Here is a 16,070-nt window from a genome sequence, read left to right as displayed (position 1 = left end):
GAACTATCGGGTTCGGATGCTAGTTGATTACGGGATTCGGGATTTCTCGATCGCGGTCGGCCGGCTCGCTGACTGCGGATGATGATCTCGAACGCCCGTTGCCGGTAAACGTACACCAACTATTTGTAGGTTGACAATGTTTTCCCTTCGGCTTACGGTTTCGTCGTATCTGCACCGCGGGTCTCCGGATCGGAGCCTGTGCGCCTCGAAGGGATCTGCCGAATGTCGTTCGACCACTACGATTTCGCCCCACCCCCACCGGCAGTCTTCGGTCAGCGACAGCTCATCGAATCGTACTTGGACGCAATCCTCGACTTACGCCGCAAGAACCTCCCCGGCAAGGATGATCGCCGCGCTCATTTCGAAGGACTGCAGCGGTTGTTCGAGGTGGACCTTCCAGTGGAGCGGCCGGGCATGGAGAGCCGAAATATGCTGCGCTACATGCTGTTCAGGGCGGTCGACTCTTTCCATTCGATCACCACACCGTGGAGCGGGATCCTCGAGGGCGGACTCATCATCCGGCAGTTCGACAGCGCGGGCATCACTGAGTCGGCCATGTCCATCAGCCGCGAGATCAGTCGGTTGGCCCAGGACTCGGAGCGAGAACACCACAACCTGATCGCCGTCCTCCTGCGCGGCCTCTACGGTGAGAATCTCGACCGAACCTTCACACTCGACGAGCTCCGAGCTGCCGACATCCCCATCCCGGTCCCGATCCGCTATCTCCCTGACTGACAGCGGGTTTCGTGGTCGCGGCCTCAGTGTCCGAAGGCCGGCCCGGGGCGTGGGATCGGAAGACTCCATTGGTCAGGAAGTCGTGGCAGCCGTGGTCCAGGCAAGGAACTGATCCGCAGTGAAAATCGGTTTGCCGAATTCGGTGGCCTTGCGGCCTTTGCCGGACGTTGTCCCGGCTTCGGCCGCGATCAGCGCGTCGCATCGCTTCTTCGTCACGCTCGGCACCGGGACGAGACCGCACCTGGCCGCCAGTTGTTCCATGTCGGTGCGACTCCACTGGGTACCGGCGTCATCGATCACCGAACCGGTGAAGCAAATTCGCGCACCGGCCGTGAGGATGTCGGCTATCGACACGCTGTGACAGCGGGATTCGTCGTCGAGAATGGGGTGACCGAGAGCCTGACCGAGGTCGGCCAGTCGAGCGTATGTCTGCTCGTCGAGCTGAATGCGGGGAAGGTTGTGGCGGAGCAATTCGGCGAGTGCCGCTTCGGGCGTCGACGCGGCGGGCGTCATGCCACCCGGCTGGAAGCAGTCGGGCGTTCCTCCCCGTTCGAGCGTGTACCCGAATCCATCATTCGGGGTGGTGAAAACCTCGCCCTCGGTGCGAATCGCTGACGCTACGCGAGTGACGAGCGCTCGTGTGGCCCGTGCACGGGCGACTGCGCTCGGAGCTTGGAGGCCGGCGATCTCGGACTCCGACAAGTCGGCCACATCGAGAGATATGCCCAGCGGCATCGGCACAACCACGCCCAGGCGCTTGAGCTCGTAGTCGAGGTTGCGTAGCTGATTGTCGATGTCGAGTCCGACCGGGCATCGGCCGGCCAGATCCGGAGCCAGTGCTGCCCAGGCTTGGTCGAGGGTGGGTGCCAGTGCGACGTCGCCGGCGGTGATTCCATATGTGAGGCGGGCGTCACCGAGGTCGCGGAGGGGATTGACCAGGGTGCTGAGTTCGATTCCGTCCTCCGTGACCAACGCGATCTCGATCGGGCGCGGCCGCCACATCCGCCCTTCGTCGCCGACAGTGCAGATCCCGAGATAGACATTTCCGCGTGAAGTGGACGTCGCGCTGCTGGCGGCGAGGAAACGGCGGATACGGATATCGGTTTTCAAATCCTTGGGCAGGACATCGCGTTTGAGGACCAGCCCCTCTATCGACGTGCACCGGCTGAGTGCGACATAGAGCTGACCATCGGCGAAGGTGCCGCCGCTGAGATCGACGACGAGCCGGTCCAGGGTTTGTCCTTGACTCTTGTGGATCGTGATCGACCAGGCCAGCTGGAACGGCAGCTGCTTATATGTGCCGACGACCTGATGCCGGAGGGCGCCGTCGACGACTTCTGGTCGCGTGATTTCCCACAGGTGCGGTCGTGTATCGACCCGACTGCCGTCGGGCAGGTCGATGGTCACGACCGGGGAGCCGTGCTCGGTGCGATAACCGGTGATCCGCCCGATGGTCCCGTTCACCCAGCGATCGGCTGGATCATTGGTCAGCAGCATGATCTGAGCGCCGACCTTGTAGGTGATCACCTCCGCGGCGGGTCGGTCGAAGCCATCGATGTCGCCGGATGTGGTGGCGCGATGGGTGAGTTCTCGACCGGGAACACGTGCGAGCATCGCCCGGTTGCGCGTCTCGGCGATCCGGTTGGTCGTGGCCAGAGTCAGCCAGTATTCGTCCACCGGCGGTTCGAAATCTGGATTGGTTCGATTGTTCAGCTCTGCTCGAGAAGTTCCCGACAGGGCGCCATCTCGGACCTCGTTGAGGATTTCGACCAAACGTGTGTCCCCGATCTGCCGGAAGACGGTTCTCAGTTCGACGACTGGGAACTGCTCGTGAACGTAGTGGTCGGCTGAGAAGAAGTACGGCGAGGTGTAGCGCTGCGTGAAGTAGTCCTTCTCGCCTTCGCTGACCACAGGCGAAAGCTGGAACAGATCGCCTACCAACACCAATTGCACACCGCCGAAGGGCCTGCCCCGCTTGGGCCCGAATCGTTCGAGCGCAACGGCGAGGCAGTCGAACAGGTCGGCCCGGATCATTGATGCTTCGTCGAGAATCAGTGTGTCGAGTCTGGCCAGGGTTTTCGCGAAGCGGCCAGGGAAGTAGTCGCTCGAACGGACATCGTCGACGGTGATGCCCGCCCAGAACGAGAACAACCGGTGGATGGTGTAGCCACCGACATTGAGCGCGGCGATTCCCGTTGGGGCCGCGACCACGACATTACGGTTCGTCGTGGCGAGGAACTCGCGGATCAGCGTCGATTTGCCGGTTCCCGCACGACCGGTGAGGAACAGGTTTTCCCCACTTTCCAAGCGGTGAAGTCCTTCGGCGAACTCCGGCGTGATGGTGAGCGACGCCACGGTCGGCTGATTACTCATGGCACGGTCTCGGGTTTCACTCGCTCGGCGAAGTCCACGGGAAAGTCGGCGATAGTCGGGCTGTTCAGGTCCGCCGGCATGATCCATGGTGTTTCCCGGCTTTTCGGAGAAGTCGTTCGGCGCACACGCTGCTCCTCGGTGAACAGCCAAGCCGACCACACTGCGCCGATGTAATCGGCGACCCACAGCGCGCGATAGTGTGGTTCGTCGCGCTCAGGTGTACCGATCTCGGGCACCGGGAGAAAACTGGGAACGACCAGTTTGGTGCGTTTGCGTCGAGAATAGTCCGTGATCGCCGCGCAGATCCGCTCCTGCTGGTCAGCGGTCTGTCGGATCAAATCGTCGAACGCTTCGATTCGGAGCGCGTGCGAGAATGCCAGCGGTGGGTCGGTACCTTCGGTGAGAACCACCGCACGACCCCACGTGAGTGAGCGGACCTTCTTGTCGTGGTCGGGATCATCGTGCGGAATGACGACAGCGTTGGTGTTGCGCACGAAATCGTCGGTAGTGCGATCGGTCAGCCATATCGCGGTGAACTCGTACGGCGGATGCCGATCGACTACGGCGAAACCCAACATCATTCTCCTTGCTACAGCTTTCGGGTCAATCGTTGACGGTGTCGGGCCAGCGTGTGATCCGGGCCGGACCGGGGCCGGCGTTCGTATCCGTAAACCGTTGGAGTGCAACGAGATACGCACCGGGCATCCGGCCGGCGCGGGATGTCAGAATCCGTGCGCCCACCAGAAGACCGCCGTGTACCGGCGCATCTACCGCGAAGCCTGTCACCGTGTACACGCCGTAGGCAGGTTCCTGGAAATACCCGACCACCGGATCCCCGTGGGTCAGCTCGGCCAATGCGGACGCCAATCCTGTAGGTGGATCAGCGACGTCTGAGGCGTCGGCGATCAGCTCCAGCAGATCCGGCACCGGGTTGAGCGTCGACGAGGCCATATCGAGGGCATGCCCACCGATCAGCAGGCCGCCGTTCGCGCCGGAACGAACCACCGGGCCGTGCACGCTGAAAGTTCCGTAGAGCTCGGACCGGAACGTCGCGGCGGCAGGTTTGCCGGGAGTCAGCGCCGACATGGCGGTCTTCAGCATCTGAAGGTTCCTGCGGCGTGGAGGAAGGGGCAACGATGGCGAGTTCAAGTGATGTGGCCTTCTTCATTCGGAAGAGGCGAGGTGTGGACCGAGTGAACGGCGTAGCGACGACAAGCGGGATCGTCTCGAACTGACAGCGAATCGGAGCTGCCGGCACGGCGAACAGTGTGGCAGCAGAAGGCTGAAATGTCTTGTGTTCGAGGCGGTTCCGTGATGCGGCCACCGCCGGGGCGGGCCTTGGGTCGAGTGGATCAGATGTCGTATTGCGGACAGTAGCTGGTGACCGCGGCGTCGAGGAAGGTGTACGGGTAGCGCACTGAGGCGCGGTTGATCTCCGCCAATTCGATGTGCTTGGACGCGCTGTGCCCATGAGTAGCCAGCCACTGGCAGTTGGACAACGCCAGCCGGATTGCGGCGTCTTGGGTTCGGCACGGTTCGTCGGCGAAATCGGCACGCCGCAGGAACATTCGATCCGCGTTGCTGCGGGCTGCGCAGGTTTCCGACGAGCCGCTGGACGAGCCGCTCGCCGGCTTCGCCCCGACTTGCGGGGCGAGTGCGGTGAAGGCGGTGACGGTGCCCGCAGCGAGCAGGGCGGAGATGACACGTGAGTGACGCATGGGTTCCCTCTGGTAAGGCGATGGGGCGGCGCCGAGGTGGCGACGGAAAGTGTTGGAGCTCTGGGGTTCTGGCTGATCCAGTAGCTACCTTGTGATGTTGTCGTCCAAGCTACGGCAGACTGAAAGCTATGTCAATCGGATGATGTCGTGAAACCTTGCCATCGCGTTAACGGCTCTCAATGCCAGATGAATGCAAGCCGATCCCGTGCGCGCGTGGCCGCGACGTAGGCAAGCGCCTTGGCACGCTGCTTCGCGTCCGCGGTTTCGTAGGGGGAGCCTTGCTGGTCGAGTGCGGCTATGGGCGGCCGGCTCGGGTCGACGCCGGCGACGATCACGTTCGTGTACTCGAGACCTTTGGCGCCGGACATCGTCCGGACTGCAACCGGCATCCGCGAATCGCCGCACTGGTCATCGTCGACCGGGCAATCCGCAGCCCTGAGGCGGGACCGGATCGTGCTAGCCGTACCGTTGTCGAAGGTGAGTACCGCGATTGTGGTCACCGATGTGCCCGACCGCTGCCATTCGCGCACCGTGTCGACGACGCATTTCAGCATCGTCTTCTCGTTGGTGCACGGCACGAGGCTCGGTTCGGGGCCGAGACGGGCAGATCGGTAGCCGGACCCCGGCTCGATCCGGTCTTCGAGGTCCCGGAACTCGGTGCCCAGCAGGAAGCCGAGGGCGAAATCGAGGTTCTCTGCTGTGGTCCGGTAGTTCAACGTCAGTCGACGTGATCGCCCGCTGAGCGCAATATTGTGATCCGACAGCGCAATTCGTTCGTTGAAGATGCGCTGGTGGGGGTCGTCGGCGATGAAGATGTCATCGGAACCTTCGTCGACGAGCGCGCGGACGAATCGCCAATGGACCGCGTGCAGGTCTTGGCCCTCATCCACCAGCACGTGGTCCGCGAGTGCGGTCTCACCTGCAGCGGCAGCATGCATGAGGTGACGCCCAGCCACGGCCGCGACCTCTTGATAGCTGTACCAGTTGAACCTGGCGCAGAACGTCCGGTAAGAGTCGAAGATTTTCCAGAGCGCAACCCTCATTGCTCTGTCCAGCCGGATCCGGCGTCCGCGCCGTTCCACCGTGGCGTATTCGCGGACCGTTCGGATGCGTCGTGCAAGTACTACCGCGACGTATTCGTTCTCCAAGAACCACGGTGTGGTCAGATGCGGCGGCAGGCGATGGTCGACCTCGGCGGCGATCCGTGGCCAGACGTAACGGTCCGGTCGATGCCCTCGCCATTGGAACTTCCGGTGGCCCAGAACATCCTGTGACGCCACTTCGACTTCTGCTGAGCTTTGTTGCAAGACCTGGACGGCGAGGCTGTCGATGCCGCCGACATAGATTCCCGGTTGCCCGAGCTTCGTTGCGAAGGCGACATCCGGGTCGAGGACGCGCAGGTTCTGTTCGAGAATAGTCGCCAGTTCCTTGGTGAAAGTCGTCAGCACCACGCGCGCATCCGGGTTGCGACGGATGAGATTACGTGCCCGATGGACCAGAATCACCGACTTGCCGGTGCCGGACCCACCCGAGACGCGGAACGAGCCGGGATAGCTCTGCTCGGCATAGCGTCGTTGTTCCGGATGCAAGAACGTCCGCCACGCGTTGGCATCGCCGCTGTCGATCACACGGCGCAACTCGGCTGAATCGTCGGCATAGGTGAACAGCAGGCGGGAAGCGGGGCGGTCGAGGGCCGCGATGATCCGGTCGTCCTCGTCCGCGGCTGTCTCGGGCGGCGTGTGCAGTTCCAGCTGCTCGCGGATCAGTTCCGGCGACGCCCCGTCGAGGAGCTGCAGCAACGCTTGGCCTTGCCACCCCAGCTTCGCGGTGACCTCCCCGGCGAACCGAAAGAATTCGGTGCGATCGGTGATGAGGTAGGCGCGTTCGGTGACTGTGCGATCGAGTCCCAGATCGGCGGCGAGTTCGGCCGGCGAGTGCCCGGCACGTTCGAGTAGAGGGTGAGCGGGGGTTCTTGGTCGGTCGCTCACGAGCGGCAGTTGGCCGACCGTACCCTCCAGGGCGCCGGACACCGGATTCACCCGCAAGGTCGCTCTGGTCGCCTGTCGGCGGGCTTCGTTCGCTGCCCACGTGCCCATATAGATGTAGGTGGTCTCACCACGCTCTGGGTCGACGCGGAAAACCACAGCGCGATGCGTGCCGTCCACGTACGCAGTGCGCACCCGCGAATCCTTCGCGCCCGGCACCCGCTCGGTCCATGGTTCGTCGTGTAGATCGCCCTGGAACAGCGACAGCAGGTCGAACACCCGTCGTCTGAGTGCCGGGGCGTGTGATTGTGCCGCAGCGGTGGAGGTGAGGACGATCCTCGCCACTATCGCACCCGCCCGGTCACGCCGATGCCGGAGTCGGTCGCCCGCGCTGCTGTGCCTGGCGGATGAGATCGACGATCATCTTGGTCGGCTCGGGAAACTCGTTCGCCCACAAGGCAAGGAAGGCGTGCGCGACGTCGTGCGCCGACAAGAATCCGAGGTCTTCACCGATCTGCTGAAAGATCAGGTGGACGTCGCGGTTCGTGGTCCTGCGGGTACGAATCACGGAGACGACCTGCTGCTGTCGATCCAACGGCAGTCGCAGCGACAGTGTCAGTTTGGCCGCGAGCTCATCCAGGTTGGAACAGATGTCGTCGAGAACGGTGCGTTCCGGGTCCGAATTTCCCGGCAGGAGATGAATCTGTTTGTCCTCGTCGGCCAGCTCGCCTTGGTCGCCGTCCAGAAAGCAGAGCGCGGGCTGCCACGTCGTGGGAATCGAATTGTGGTGCAGGGTAGCGTTCTTCGCTACCGCGGCGCCGCTCATCGCATGGATCTCGATCATGTCCAGTTCCACGCCGCCGTCCCTGCGCAACGCGGTCGCCACCAGGTCCCGGGCGAACTGGTCCTCGACGAAGACCACCACGTCCGCTTCGACCTGCCCGGTAATGGCACGAAGCGATCGCACATCGAGCTTGCCTTGGATCACCCGATCACCGAGCGCGGCCCAGATGGCCTCCGGCGGCAGCGGAGCCAAGGCATCGTTGGAGTGGGTGGTGAACACCACTTGGCACTTGCGGCGGTGGGCGACGTCGATGAGGTATTCGACCATCCGTTGTGTCGCCACGGGATGCAGCCCGTTCTCGATCTCTTCGATCAGGATGAGGCTGTTCTCCTCTGCGGCTTCGACTTCCGCGATGATTCTGATGACGCTGGCCTCGCCGGCGCCGAAGTGGAACTCGGAATAGCCGTCGCCCAGCGCGGTGACGCCGGAGAAGATGCTCAGCCGATCGATGTCATCGAGGAAGAGTTGCCGGAAGCCGGCCAACGGTTTGGCGAGTACTTTCTCGGCTTGATCGATGACGTGATCAGGAAGGCAGGTCTCACGAACGGCTTCGAAGGCACTGCCAACGGCTCGCCGTAGGTTCTGCCGTTCACTGGCCGGGACCGTCCGCTCCACCCCGAAGATGAGGACTCTCCGGTCGACCGCGGTCCGATTCCACTTGAGGCGTTTGAAACTCGCCGTTCGCAGGACCGGAAGCTTCCGATTCAGCCCCTTCTCGATGAGCTGGTACTCGATCGACCAGTTCTGCATGCTGTCGTCGTACTTGCCGCTCTTGGCGAAGAACCGGCTCGGCGGCACCGAGCTGTAGGGAAGGCCGGCAGCGCCGAGGATGGTCGACTTGCCGCCACCGTTGGGCCCGACAACCGCGGTAACCGGGAAGTCGAAACTCACCTCGATATTGCTGAAGCCGCGGACCTTGGCGAGCGTGAGCTTGCGGAGATACTGCCCGTAGCTCTCCTTGGCCACCTTGCCCGCGAGCTCCTGAATGGTCCCATGCCGGATCTCGCTGCGAAACCGGTTGCCTGCGTTCATCACCCGAACCACCCCCAGCTCGTCACCTGGACGCAGCCGCGCCCCGACCCCTGAGGATGATACCGCGATCGCCGTCGACGTTGATCGATCGCTTCCTCTGCCGTCCCTCGGGGCGTCGAAAGGTGCTGTCGGACAGCGACTCTAGCTGAGCGCAAGGAGATGGACGAACGGCGTACACCGGGGTTGCGGGGCACAGCGGCGCTGCGTCACCACACAGGTGGCCTGAGCCTCGGCGTCGACATTGCGGTAGTCATACCGCTGTTCACCAGAGCTGGTGTTCGCCGTCCTCGGCGCGAGTGTCCTCCGGGCAACCGGCTGCTATCGTGTCGGCCAAGTACAACTGTCTCTTGGGGGCGAATTGACAGAGATGTTGCAGGCGGATATCACCGCGCTGAGTACGATGAGCGCAGCGCTCGAGGCGCATGCGACCGCGATCGATGGAATAGGCATTTCACTCGAATTGATCATGCCGGGGTCTCCTATTGTTCAGGTCGAGGTTGCCGCCAAGCAGGCGGTTCTTGGTGCATACCGTGCGCTATCGTCGAATATCAGGCATATGGCTGAGGTCACGCATGTCGCCGCTAATTCATATGAGAATGTCGATGGGTGGTTTGCTGATCAAGTCCGTGCTCTCGAGAGCGGACAGTGATGGCGACGATCAGTCATGTTCGCGCCTGCCAGCCTCTCAGTATGGTGACCTATGGCTCACACCTGGCTGCGCAGAACACTTTCTTCGCACAGGTTGCTGAGCAGGTTGAGCGAGATGTCGACTCGGCGATGGACGGATGGCAAGGTGACGCCGCTGCCGCGGCGTCTGGACGTGCTGTAGCAGACAAGCTGTCTGCCACTAACATCGATGAGGTAACCACGCGGCTGGTCGGCCATTACAAAAGCTTCGGCGGCAATATGGAAGGCATTCGGGCCGCGTTGCTCCGGATCGTCGACGATGAGGTTCCGCAGGCGGGCATGACCGTTTCCGACGACGGCACTGTCACTGCTCCGACGGTACCGGGCAGTGCCGCAGATACCACGACGTTAATCCTGCAGATGCGACTTGATGGCCAAGCCGCAGGATATCAGACGCGCATAAAGGAACTACTTCACGACTTTGGCCTGGCAGAGTTGGGTGCCGTACAGGCGATCCAAATTGAGGTGAGCGCTCTGCAAGTGTTGGCAAAGTCACCCGCAGCCCCTATCCCTGAACCACCTACGGTAGTAGTGGATGGTCAGACGTACAAGATTGGGCTGCCTGAGACGCCACATCTATCGACCGACCAAGGGTTCGTTCCTGGCTCGGCAACGCCTGGGATCGGCGACTATATTTCAGCGGCCAAATGGAAAGCGATGTTGAATGGTGGGGAGTTGGGCCGCTCGGACTTGGATGACTCTACTGCAGCTTACCGCCACTACTGGGAAGGTGGCGGCACACCGTTCGAATTCGACTACGAGGAGGCATACCGTGAGGACCCGAACATCAAAGCGGCGGTAGACAGCGAGATCACTCGTGCTGCGATGGCAGCTGATGCTCTTGCGCGCGAGGGAAACACCAACTTTCAAATGACCGGCACTGCGGCAGACATCGGGGGCGCTGGGGGAGACTATCCGGCCACTGAGAATTGGCAGAAGACGATCGGGGCCTATCAGCAATGGAGTCATTCCAATGTGCGGGTGGAAGGCGACCGTGTGGTAATGGATGTAACGGTCGAAGCGATGGACTACTACAATTTCAATCAAGGTGCTGAGGACCTGGCGACCGGAGCATCCGATAATGAGAATGGTAGATTTGCAGAGCTGGGATGGGCTCACGATTTCGAGACCAATGGCAAGGTGACGAGGACCGTGTCATGGGAGCTTGGTCAACCTCCGTCGACTGCGACCGTGTCGGAAACATCCGCGACAGAGCGTAATCCGGGGCGAGAAGATCGAGTAGACAACCGTGACTCTAGTGGACCCCGAACGCCGGTCGAGAACAACGACGAATCGGGAAGGCCGCGAAAATGACTGCACGATACCTCATTCCGCTTCTGGCGGCGATGCTCTTGGCTGCAATGGGTTGTAGCTCACCGGCCTCGGAATCATCTGAGCCCTCCGCCGAGGTTCGTCATGACCAAGAGCCGCTGACGAAGCGGTTCCCGTTGATAGATGAACCCGTATCGGTCAGCTGGATCACTTGGAACAACGAGGAGGGTCGTGTGCCTGGCCCGACTACCTACTGGATCCAAGCTGTCGTAGAGTTGCGACCCGAGATTGCCGACGAGATGCGATCGAAGTTCAACCTCTCCTCCTCGCAACCGAAGCCGTTCGAGCCCGCGCTGGAACCGAGCGTGCCATCGGTGAGTTATGTGTCCGGCCCTGAAATAAATTCTGCATTCAGTGTGAATGGATGGAAGTCCAGCGTGTACTTACAAGCTGATGGGCAGACGCTCCTCATCGACACAGTGGACTGAAGGAGGAGCAATGAGTGTGCCAGGGAGCGAGGACCAACTCGGATTAAAGGTTCGCCGAGCCCAAGAGGCGTTGGCCGCGATTCGCGGCGTGGGCACCTCTGGGAAGGTTCGAGTTGTTGTCGACGCAAACAACAAACTTCTCGACGTGTTCGTTCCAGGGCTTGATCTGGACACCACCGATGCGATCATTGCTGCGTACGGCGCAGCCGTCGCGGACCAGCAACCGAGGATCGCAGAAGCGACCCGCGAGATCACGGCTGACCCCCAATTCGAATCGGTCTCGGCATTTGTGCGCGCGAACTCGAAAAGTCCTGAACCAACGTGGACCGAGGAAGACGAGGATCGTTACTTCGAGGAGCAAAACCGTCGTGGGTGGCGCTGATCGAGAGCGTAGGCACCTTGTGGCCTACACCTGGGTATCACGTGCTACCAGCTGTCGATCTCAGCCGGAATATGCTGTGGACTACGGACCTTGAGCCAGTTGCCATCGGCCTGACGATCGAATCGGGAGGTCCCCACGTCTCCTGAATAGACCCATAGCTGCTCGGGCTCGCTCGAAATCCAGCCGACGACATAACGGTGATGCCGACTGGTGCTGTACTGGTCGGTGTCACGGAAGACGATCTGACCGGTTCCAGTGTCGGTGATGGACACGAACATCGAAAGGGGCTCGCTCGGGTTCACCTCAGCCTGGAACCGCCCACTCGGCGACACCGCGGGTTTGCCTGGCTGCGCAAAAATGCTGTGCAGAGGCGCCTCTGTCGTCGTCTCAACACCATTGGCCCGCGAATGATCCGGGCCTGCACACGCTGTCGCACTCACTGTGGCGAGCGCCAGCAAGGAGGCGACCAGTCGAAATCTACTCATTTCGGGTACCCGGTCTGGCTGATTACCCGTCCCGAAGCGTCCATGATCAGGGTCGTGTTGGCATTCCAATTGATGTGAATGTCGTACGGATCCGCCTGTCCGAGGCTGATCGCTTCTGCAACTCTGTTCTTGTCCTGGTCGGACTCGTACTGCTTGTTGGCATCGATCGTGTCGTTCCAGGTGTAGCTGTTGAACATCGTCACTTCATACGTGCCGTCGCCTCTGTCGCGGACGGTGGAATTCGGAACGACTGTGAAGCCGCCGACGTCGTCGTTGGTGCCATGGAGGTACTGGTATCCGATGATCTGCTCACCATTCTCGATCTCCATTTGGAGTCGTTGTGGTGTGCCGGCCTGGGATGCGTTGCCGTTCTGCAAATACCCTTGCACTGCTGCCGCTGCTGCTGTCGTGACCGGTTCTTCGAGCTGGTTGCGGAGCAGTTGGTTGTTCATCATGTATTCCGACCACTTGGGGTCGCTGTTGATGTACCAATCCCCGCCGCCGGTCAGGTATCGCGCCAGGATCGCGCGGCCTTGCTCGTCGGACGTGGTATCCCAGATGTCCCGGTTTATCGACTGCGGTGCGCCGGTAGCAATGATCGGCGACGCGTCGGGAAGATTCGTGAACGCTGTGGTGATCGCCTCGGCGACAGCTGCCGCAGCCGAGTGTGCTTGTGTCAGTGCTTGTTTCACCGTGACTGTCGACGCATCCGCGTCCATCTGGAGTGCTCCGGCTGCGGTCGAGTACGACGCCGCGTCCGGCAGCTGCGACAGCAACGTCTGGTGTGTACTGGCCGAGATCGTCACTGTGCCGTCGTCAGCGACCTCATAGCCGTTTGCCTCTGCGGTTTTCACCGCGTTCACGACGGCAGATTTGGCCGACTCCAAGCTGCTCGCACCCGACTGGGCCGCCGCCGCGCCGTCCTGTAGGGCCGCTATGAAGGTCCTGGCTGATGTGCGGATCTGATCGTGCTTGGCTCGCATTGCTTCTGCCGCGGTTCCGGTCCAGAAATCTCGTCCCGCATCGACAGCGCGATCTTGGTTGTCGTCGAAGGTGAGCAGCTTCGTCGCCTGGGCGGACCAGGCATCGGCCCGCGTGGTCAAAGTTGCGGTGTCCCACGCGAGCACCTGCGCAACCGTCAACCCGGTGGCCTCGGCGACTGCCTGCTGCTCGGTGGTGCCAAGTGTCGTCACGACAGCGCCGACTGTGCTGCTGCAATGTTGCCGGCGTTCTGGGTGTCCTTGCTCTGGAACTCCGTGACTGCTTTCGAGGTAGCTGTCGACAACGCCGCGTACTCAATGACCAACGACTGCGCTGCCTGTGCGATTTTGCCGAGCGCTGTGGTCGCCGCATCTGGGATCTTTGTGCCGGGAAACGTCAGCGCAGTATTCTCGGTCTCCCCGGCGAACACCGCCGTCACCTCGGACTCGGCCTTGGCAAGAGTTGTCGCGAGCTCCCGTGTTCGTACCGGATCGAGATCCAGACCTTTTGAATCAGACACGATTCCCCCTTCGCACGTTCCCCGGTCGGCGGCTACGCTATCGGCTGCTCAACGCCGTTGCAACAGTTGACGGATCAGGCCGACAAACACGAACACTCAACTCGTGGTGATCATCTCAGCCCGCCACGCGTCGGTGCGGAAGCGGTAGGCTCAGCGGTGGAGTAGCTAGAGAAGGTTGCTGTATGGGGGATGTCGACCCGGTCTCGGGGCAGATCGAAAGGCTTCAACGCGCCCTCACCGATGCCCGCGGTACTGCGACCAGTGCCGACGGAACAGTGCGGGTGGAAGTCGGCGCGAACGGTACGCTGCACCGTATCGAATTGGGCGTTGGCGGAGAGGATCTCGAACCGCGGCGGTTGGTCGAGACAATCGTCGAACTACATCGACAAGCCACTGTCGACGCGTCGGCATCGGTACGCGACGCTGTTGCTTCGCTGAGTAGCGACCCCCGTTTGCGGGAAGACCGTCAAGAGATTGTCGATCAGCTGGCCCGGCCACCATCGCCGAATGAAGGTTCCAGCCATGCAGCGCCCTCCGCACCGGCTGTTCCACCGAACGATTGGGCGGCGGAGAACACCAGGTCTGCGTCACCGCGGCGGGTCTCCCTGCCCGGGCCGACGCAGGACAGAGGCTTTGACCGCGATCGCAAAGGCGGGCCCGGGCTGGTACGACCACCGTCCCCCTCGGCATCTCGCACCGCACCGGAATCGCGGCTACCAAGTCGCACTGGCACCTGGACGAGCTCGGTTTCCCCGCTCGACCCGGTCACATTCCTTCCGACGGCGAGTCGTCATGTGAAGAACCCCGAACCGCACGTTAGTGGCACCGAGCGAAGCCCGCTCGTCGATTCGGAATTCGCTGACGTCGCGGATCGGACTTCACCGGAAGTCGATCGGGTCATTGCCGCGCAGATGAGTGACGTAGGCCAGGCCGATCGTGACACTGCCGATTCGGAGCCCATGGACTCAATCGCCGCGTGGGGCGATCCGGCGGACGAGTCCGATGCCGCCTGGGCATCCTGGCCGCAGGACGACTATGTCCCGACTTCCTGGGAATGGTGGGCTTTGCCCTCCACTGACTGACGGCGGTCGCCGGTAGGCTCAGTCTTCGTCAGCTATTAGCGATCTGGAGATCGGCGTCCGGGCTCTGGTCGACGATCAGTCGCTGAGACTGAGGCGATTAGGTTTTCTGACCAGCTGGGTGATTCAGTCGCTCATTGGACTCTCCATGTGGTGCAACCGGTTACGCCTGCCAGAACTGCTCGAACGCTGTCTGATCCTGGTCTGGCGCTCACGCGTTGTCTCGTTCCCCCGCTCGACAGCGACGACGGCGCCGTTTCCGGCTTCGAGTCGACTCCTCACCAGCTCCCGCAACTGTTCTGCGGTAACTCCCACTGTGCCGGTCAGACCGTTCTTGACGAGTTCTATAAATTGAGTGTTGTTCAGGTATCGATCAACTTGTTTGTAGCCGAGCAACCGGCCGGCTATACCATCCTGGTGGGTGCGACCGCTGAGGGTCGACTCATGCGATAGCAGCAAACGAACATACGAGACCGGGAGATACATTCCTGGGACGAGTTCGTCTGCGGGGCATGGTGATGGCCCGATAGGCCAATGCGCCAGCTTCACGAAGCACGGGTCGTGGCTCAGGCGCCAGTCGTCGGGCTCCTGAGCGGTCCGACTGAGAGTGCGCACCTGTTCGAGCCGCGTCAACTGCTCCATGAGACGGTCGTCCACCGAAAGAGAACGGTCGGGGTCGAGACGCTTGTATTGCACGAGAACGAAGCTCGCGGTTTGCTCGTGATAGTAGATGAGGTCGGTGCCGAGGCGGGCTTCTACAGGGGTCGCATTGACATTGGCGATCTCTACCCGTCGGCCCGATGCATCGGCGAATACGTGGATGTCGCAGCGTGTCGAAGATGATTGGGTCCAGTCATGAAAAACGGTATTGCCGAAAAACACTCGGGAATCATGGTCGATCAAGCTGTGCTCGACAGGGGCTGGAATCAGGCCGGCGAGATAGGGCTCATCGTTCGACGCAGGACGTTGCCACCCCGCGAGTTCGGTCGGCTGGATGCCGGCAATGCGCGCCGTCATACCGAGTGCATCACGTTCTTCCTGCCACCGAGCATCAGCTTCATTGCGGCTGTCCAGAATCACAGGGTTTGCGACCGCCATCAACCAGCCCACGAGGACCTCGAGTCCTGCGCTTCGACGTGTTACTTCTGCACGTACGGCAGCCCACGTGTCATTGCCGATCACGCCTACACCACCGATCCTGCAGGCAGACTGAAACTCTCGCTGCAGCGCTGGAGCCGCGTCTTTCAGAATGCCGGCATGACCACTGACAGGAATCTCATCGAAGACCTCGCGTAGCGGGTCGATGGTGATCGTTCTGTCGAATCGTCCTGATGCTCCTTGCTGGGCGACCACCCCGAGCCAGGCCAGGTGACGGTTGCCGTTGTCGTCTTCGCGGAGAATCATGGCCAGGCGCGAGTAGTGCCGGGATTCGGCCGTGTTTTTCGCGAAGGCCTTGTCAGCCGCTGCGTCGTCCGCAACTGCGACTGCT

The 16,070-nt window shown here is 61.8% G+C and carries 16 protein-coding genes; 6 read left to right on the top strand and 10 right to left on the bottom strand.

The genetic code is table 11. The features are described from left to right. Positions 1-297 precede the first annotated feature (297 nt). Complete coding sequence (locus NCO8_RS26190) at positions 298-735, top strand: hypothetical protein (protein ID WP_157105114.1); 438 nt, start codon at positions 298-300, stop codon at positions 733-735. A 72-nt stretch (positions 736-807) separates the two neighbouring features. On the opposite strand, the gene NCO8_RS26185 is transcribed toward NCO8_RS26190, so the two are convergent. From NCO8_RS26185 to NCO8_RS26160, 6 genes are all read right to left on the bottom strand, one after another. After that, positions 808-3,108: an AAA family ATPase gene (locus NCO8_RS26185; protein WP_067643176.1), complete on the bottom strand. Its 2,301-nt coding sequence runs from the start codon at positions 3,106-3,108 to the stop codon at positions 808-810. Next, on the bottom strand, positions 3,105-3,686 hold the full coding sequence (locus tag NCO8_RS26180) for a hypothetical protein (protein ID WP_157105113.1): 582 nt from the start codon (positions 3,684-3,686) through the stop codon (positions 3,105-3,107). The genes NCO8_RS26185 and NCO8_RS26180 overlap by 4 nt, the downstream gene beginning before the upstream one ends. Positions 3,687-3,711: 25 nt before the next feature. Then, positions 3,712-4,209 (bottom strand): hypothetical protein, encoded by a 498-nt coding sequence (locus tag NCO8_RS26175; RefSeq protein ID WP_067643170.1) that lies wholly within the window; start codon positions 4,207-4,209, stop codon positions 3,712-3,714. 251 nt (positions 4,210-4,460) lie between these two features. After that, positions 4,461-4,826 carry a DUF732 domain-containing protein gene (locus NCO8_RS26170; protein ID WP_067643167.1) on the bottom strand — a complete coding sequence of 122 codons (366 nt, stop codon included), beginning with the start codon at positions 4,824-4,826 and terminating at the stop codon, positions 4,461-4,463. Positions 4,827-5,002: 176 nt separating this feature from the next. Further along, positions 5,003-7,090 (bottom strand): UvrD-helicase domain-containing protein, encoded by a 2,088-nt coding sequence (locus tag NCO8_RS26165; protein WP_067643164.1) that lies wholly within the window; start codon positions 7,088-7,090, stop codon positions 5,003-5,005. A gap of 82 nt (positions 7,091-7,172) precedes the next feature. After that, positions 7,173-8,687 (bottom strand): ATP-dependent nuclease, encoded by a 1,515-nt coding sequence (locus NCO8_RS26160; protein WP_084457487.1) that lies wholly within the window; start codon positions 8,685-8,687, stop codon positions 7,173-7,175. A 274-nt stretch (positions 8,688-8,961) separates the two neighbouring features. Here NCO8_RS26160 and NCO8_RS26155 point away from each other — a divergent pair, with 274 nt between their 5' ends. From NCO8_RS26155 to NCO8_RS26150, 4 genes are read left to right on the top strand one after another with little or no spacing between them, the layout of a single operon-like run. Then, complete coding sequence (locus NCO8_RS26155; protein WP_067643161.1) at positions 8,962-9,336, top strand: hypothetical protein; 375 nt, start codon at positions 8,962-8,964, stop codon at positions 9,334-9,336. A 41-nt stretch (positions 9,337-9,377) separates the two neighbouring features. Then, a complete protein-coding gene (locus tag NCO8_RS30885) occupies positions 9,378-10,688 on the top strand; it encodes a hypothetical protein (protein WP_245655500.1) in 1,311 nt (436 codons plus the stop codon). Further along, complete coding sequence (locus NCO8_RS31610) at positions 10,685-11,134, top strand: hypothetical protein (protein ID WP_157105112.1); 450 nt, start codon at positions 10,685-10,687, stop codon at positions 11,132-11,134. Before NCO8_RS30885 ends, NCO8_RS31610 begins: the two co-directional genes overlap by 4 nt. 10 nt (positions 11,135-11,144) lie before the next feature. Continuing rightward, positions 11,145-11,516, top strand: coding sequence for a YbaB/EbfC family nucleoid-associated protein (locus NCO8_RS26150; RefSeq protein WP_067643158.1), 372 nt, complete (start codon positions 11,145-11,147; stop codon positions 11,514-11,516). Positions 11,517-11,560: 44 nt separating this feature from the next. Here NCO8_RS26150 and NCO8_RS31605 read toward each other — a convergent pair whose 3' ends face one another. From NCO8_RS31605 to NCO8_RS26135, 3 genes are read right to left on the bottom strand one after another with little or no spacing between them, the layout of a single operon-like run. Further along, positions 11,561-12,001 (bottom strand): hypothetical protein, encoded by a 441-nt coding sequence (locus NCO8_RS31605; RefSeq protein WP_157105111.1) that lies wholly within the window; start codon positions 11,999-12,001, stop codon positions 11,561-11,563. Continuing rightward, complete coding sequence (locus NCO8_RS26140; protein WP_067643152.1) at positions 11,998-13,194, bottom strand: hypothetical protein; 1,197 nt, start codon at positions 13,192-13,194, stop codon at positions 11,998-12,000. Before NCO8_RS26140 ends, NCO8_RS31605 begins: the two co-directional genes overlap by 4 nt. Further along, positions 13,191-13,502, bottom strand: a complete 312-nt coding sequence (locus NCO8_RS26135) for a hypothetical protein (protein WP_157105110.1) — start codon at positions 13,500-13,502, stop codon at positions 13,191-13,193. The genes NCO8_RS26140 and NCO8_RS26135 overlap by 4 nt, the downstream gene beginning before the upstream one ends. 182 nt (positions 13,503-13,684) lie before the next feature. Between NCO8_RS26135 and NCO8_RS30880 the strand changes: the two genes are divergently transcribed. After that, positions 13,685-14,584 carry a YbaB/EbfC family nucleoid-associated protein gene (locus NCO8_RS30880; protein WP_084457485.1) on the top strand — a complete coding sequence of 300 codons (900 nt, stop codon included), beginning with the start codon at positions 13,685-13,687 and terminating at the stop codon, positions 14,582-14,584. 123 nt (positions 14,585-14,707) lie between these two features. Here NCO8_RS30880 and NCO8_RS31600 read toward each other — a convergent pair whose 3' ends face one another. Then, on the bottom strand, positions 14,708-15,985 hold the full coding sequence (locus tag NCO8_RS31600; protein ID WP_157105109.1) for a hypothetical protein: 1,278 nt from the start codon (positions 15,983-15,985) through the stop codon (positions 14,708-14,710). Positions 15,986-16,070 lie beyond the last annotated feature (85 nt).

Origin of the sequence: Nocardia coubleae NBRC 108252, assembly GCF_001612805.1 — a bacterium.
Lineage (GTDB): Bacteria > Actinomycetota > Actinomycetes > Mycobacteriales > Mycobacteriaceae > Nocardia > Nocardia coubleae.
This window is presented reverse-complemented; position numbering and strand designations above follow the sequence as displayed.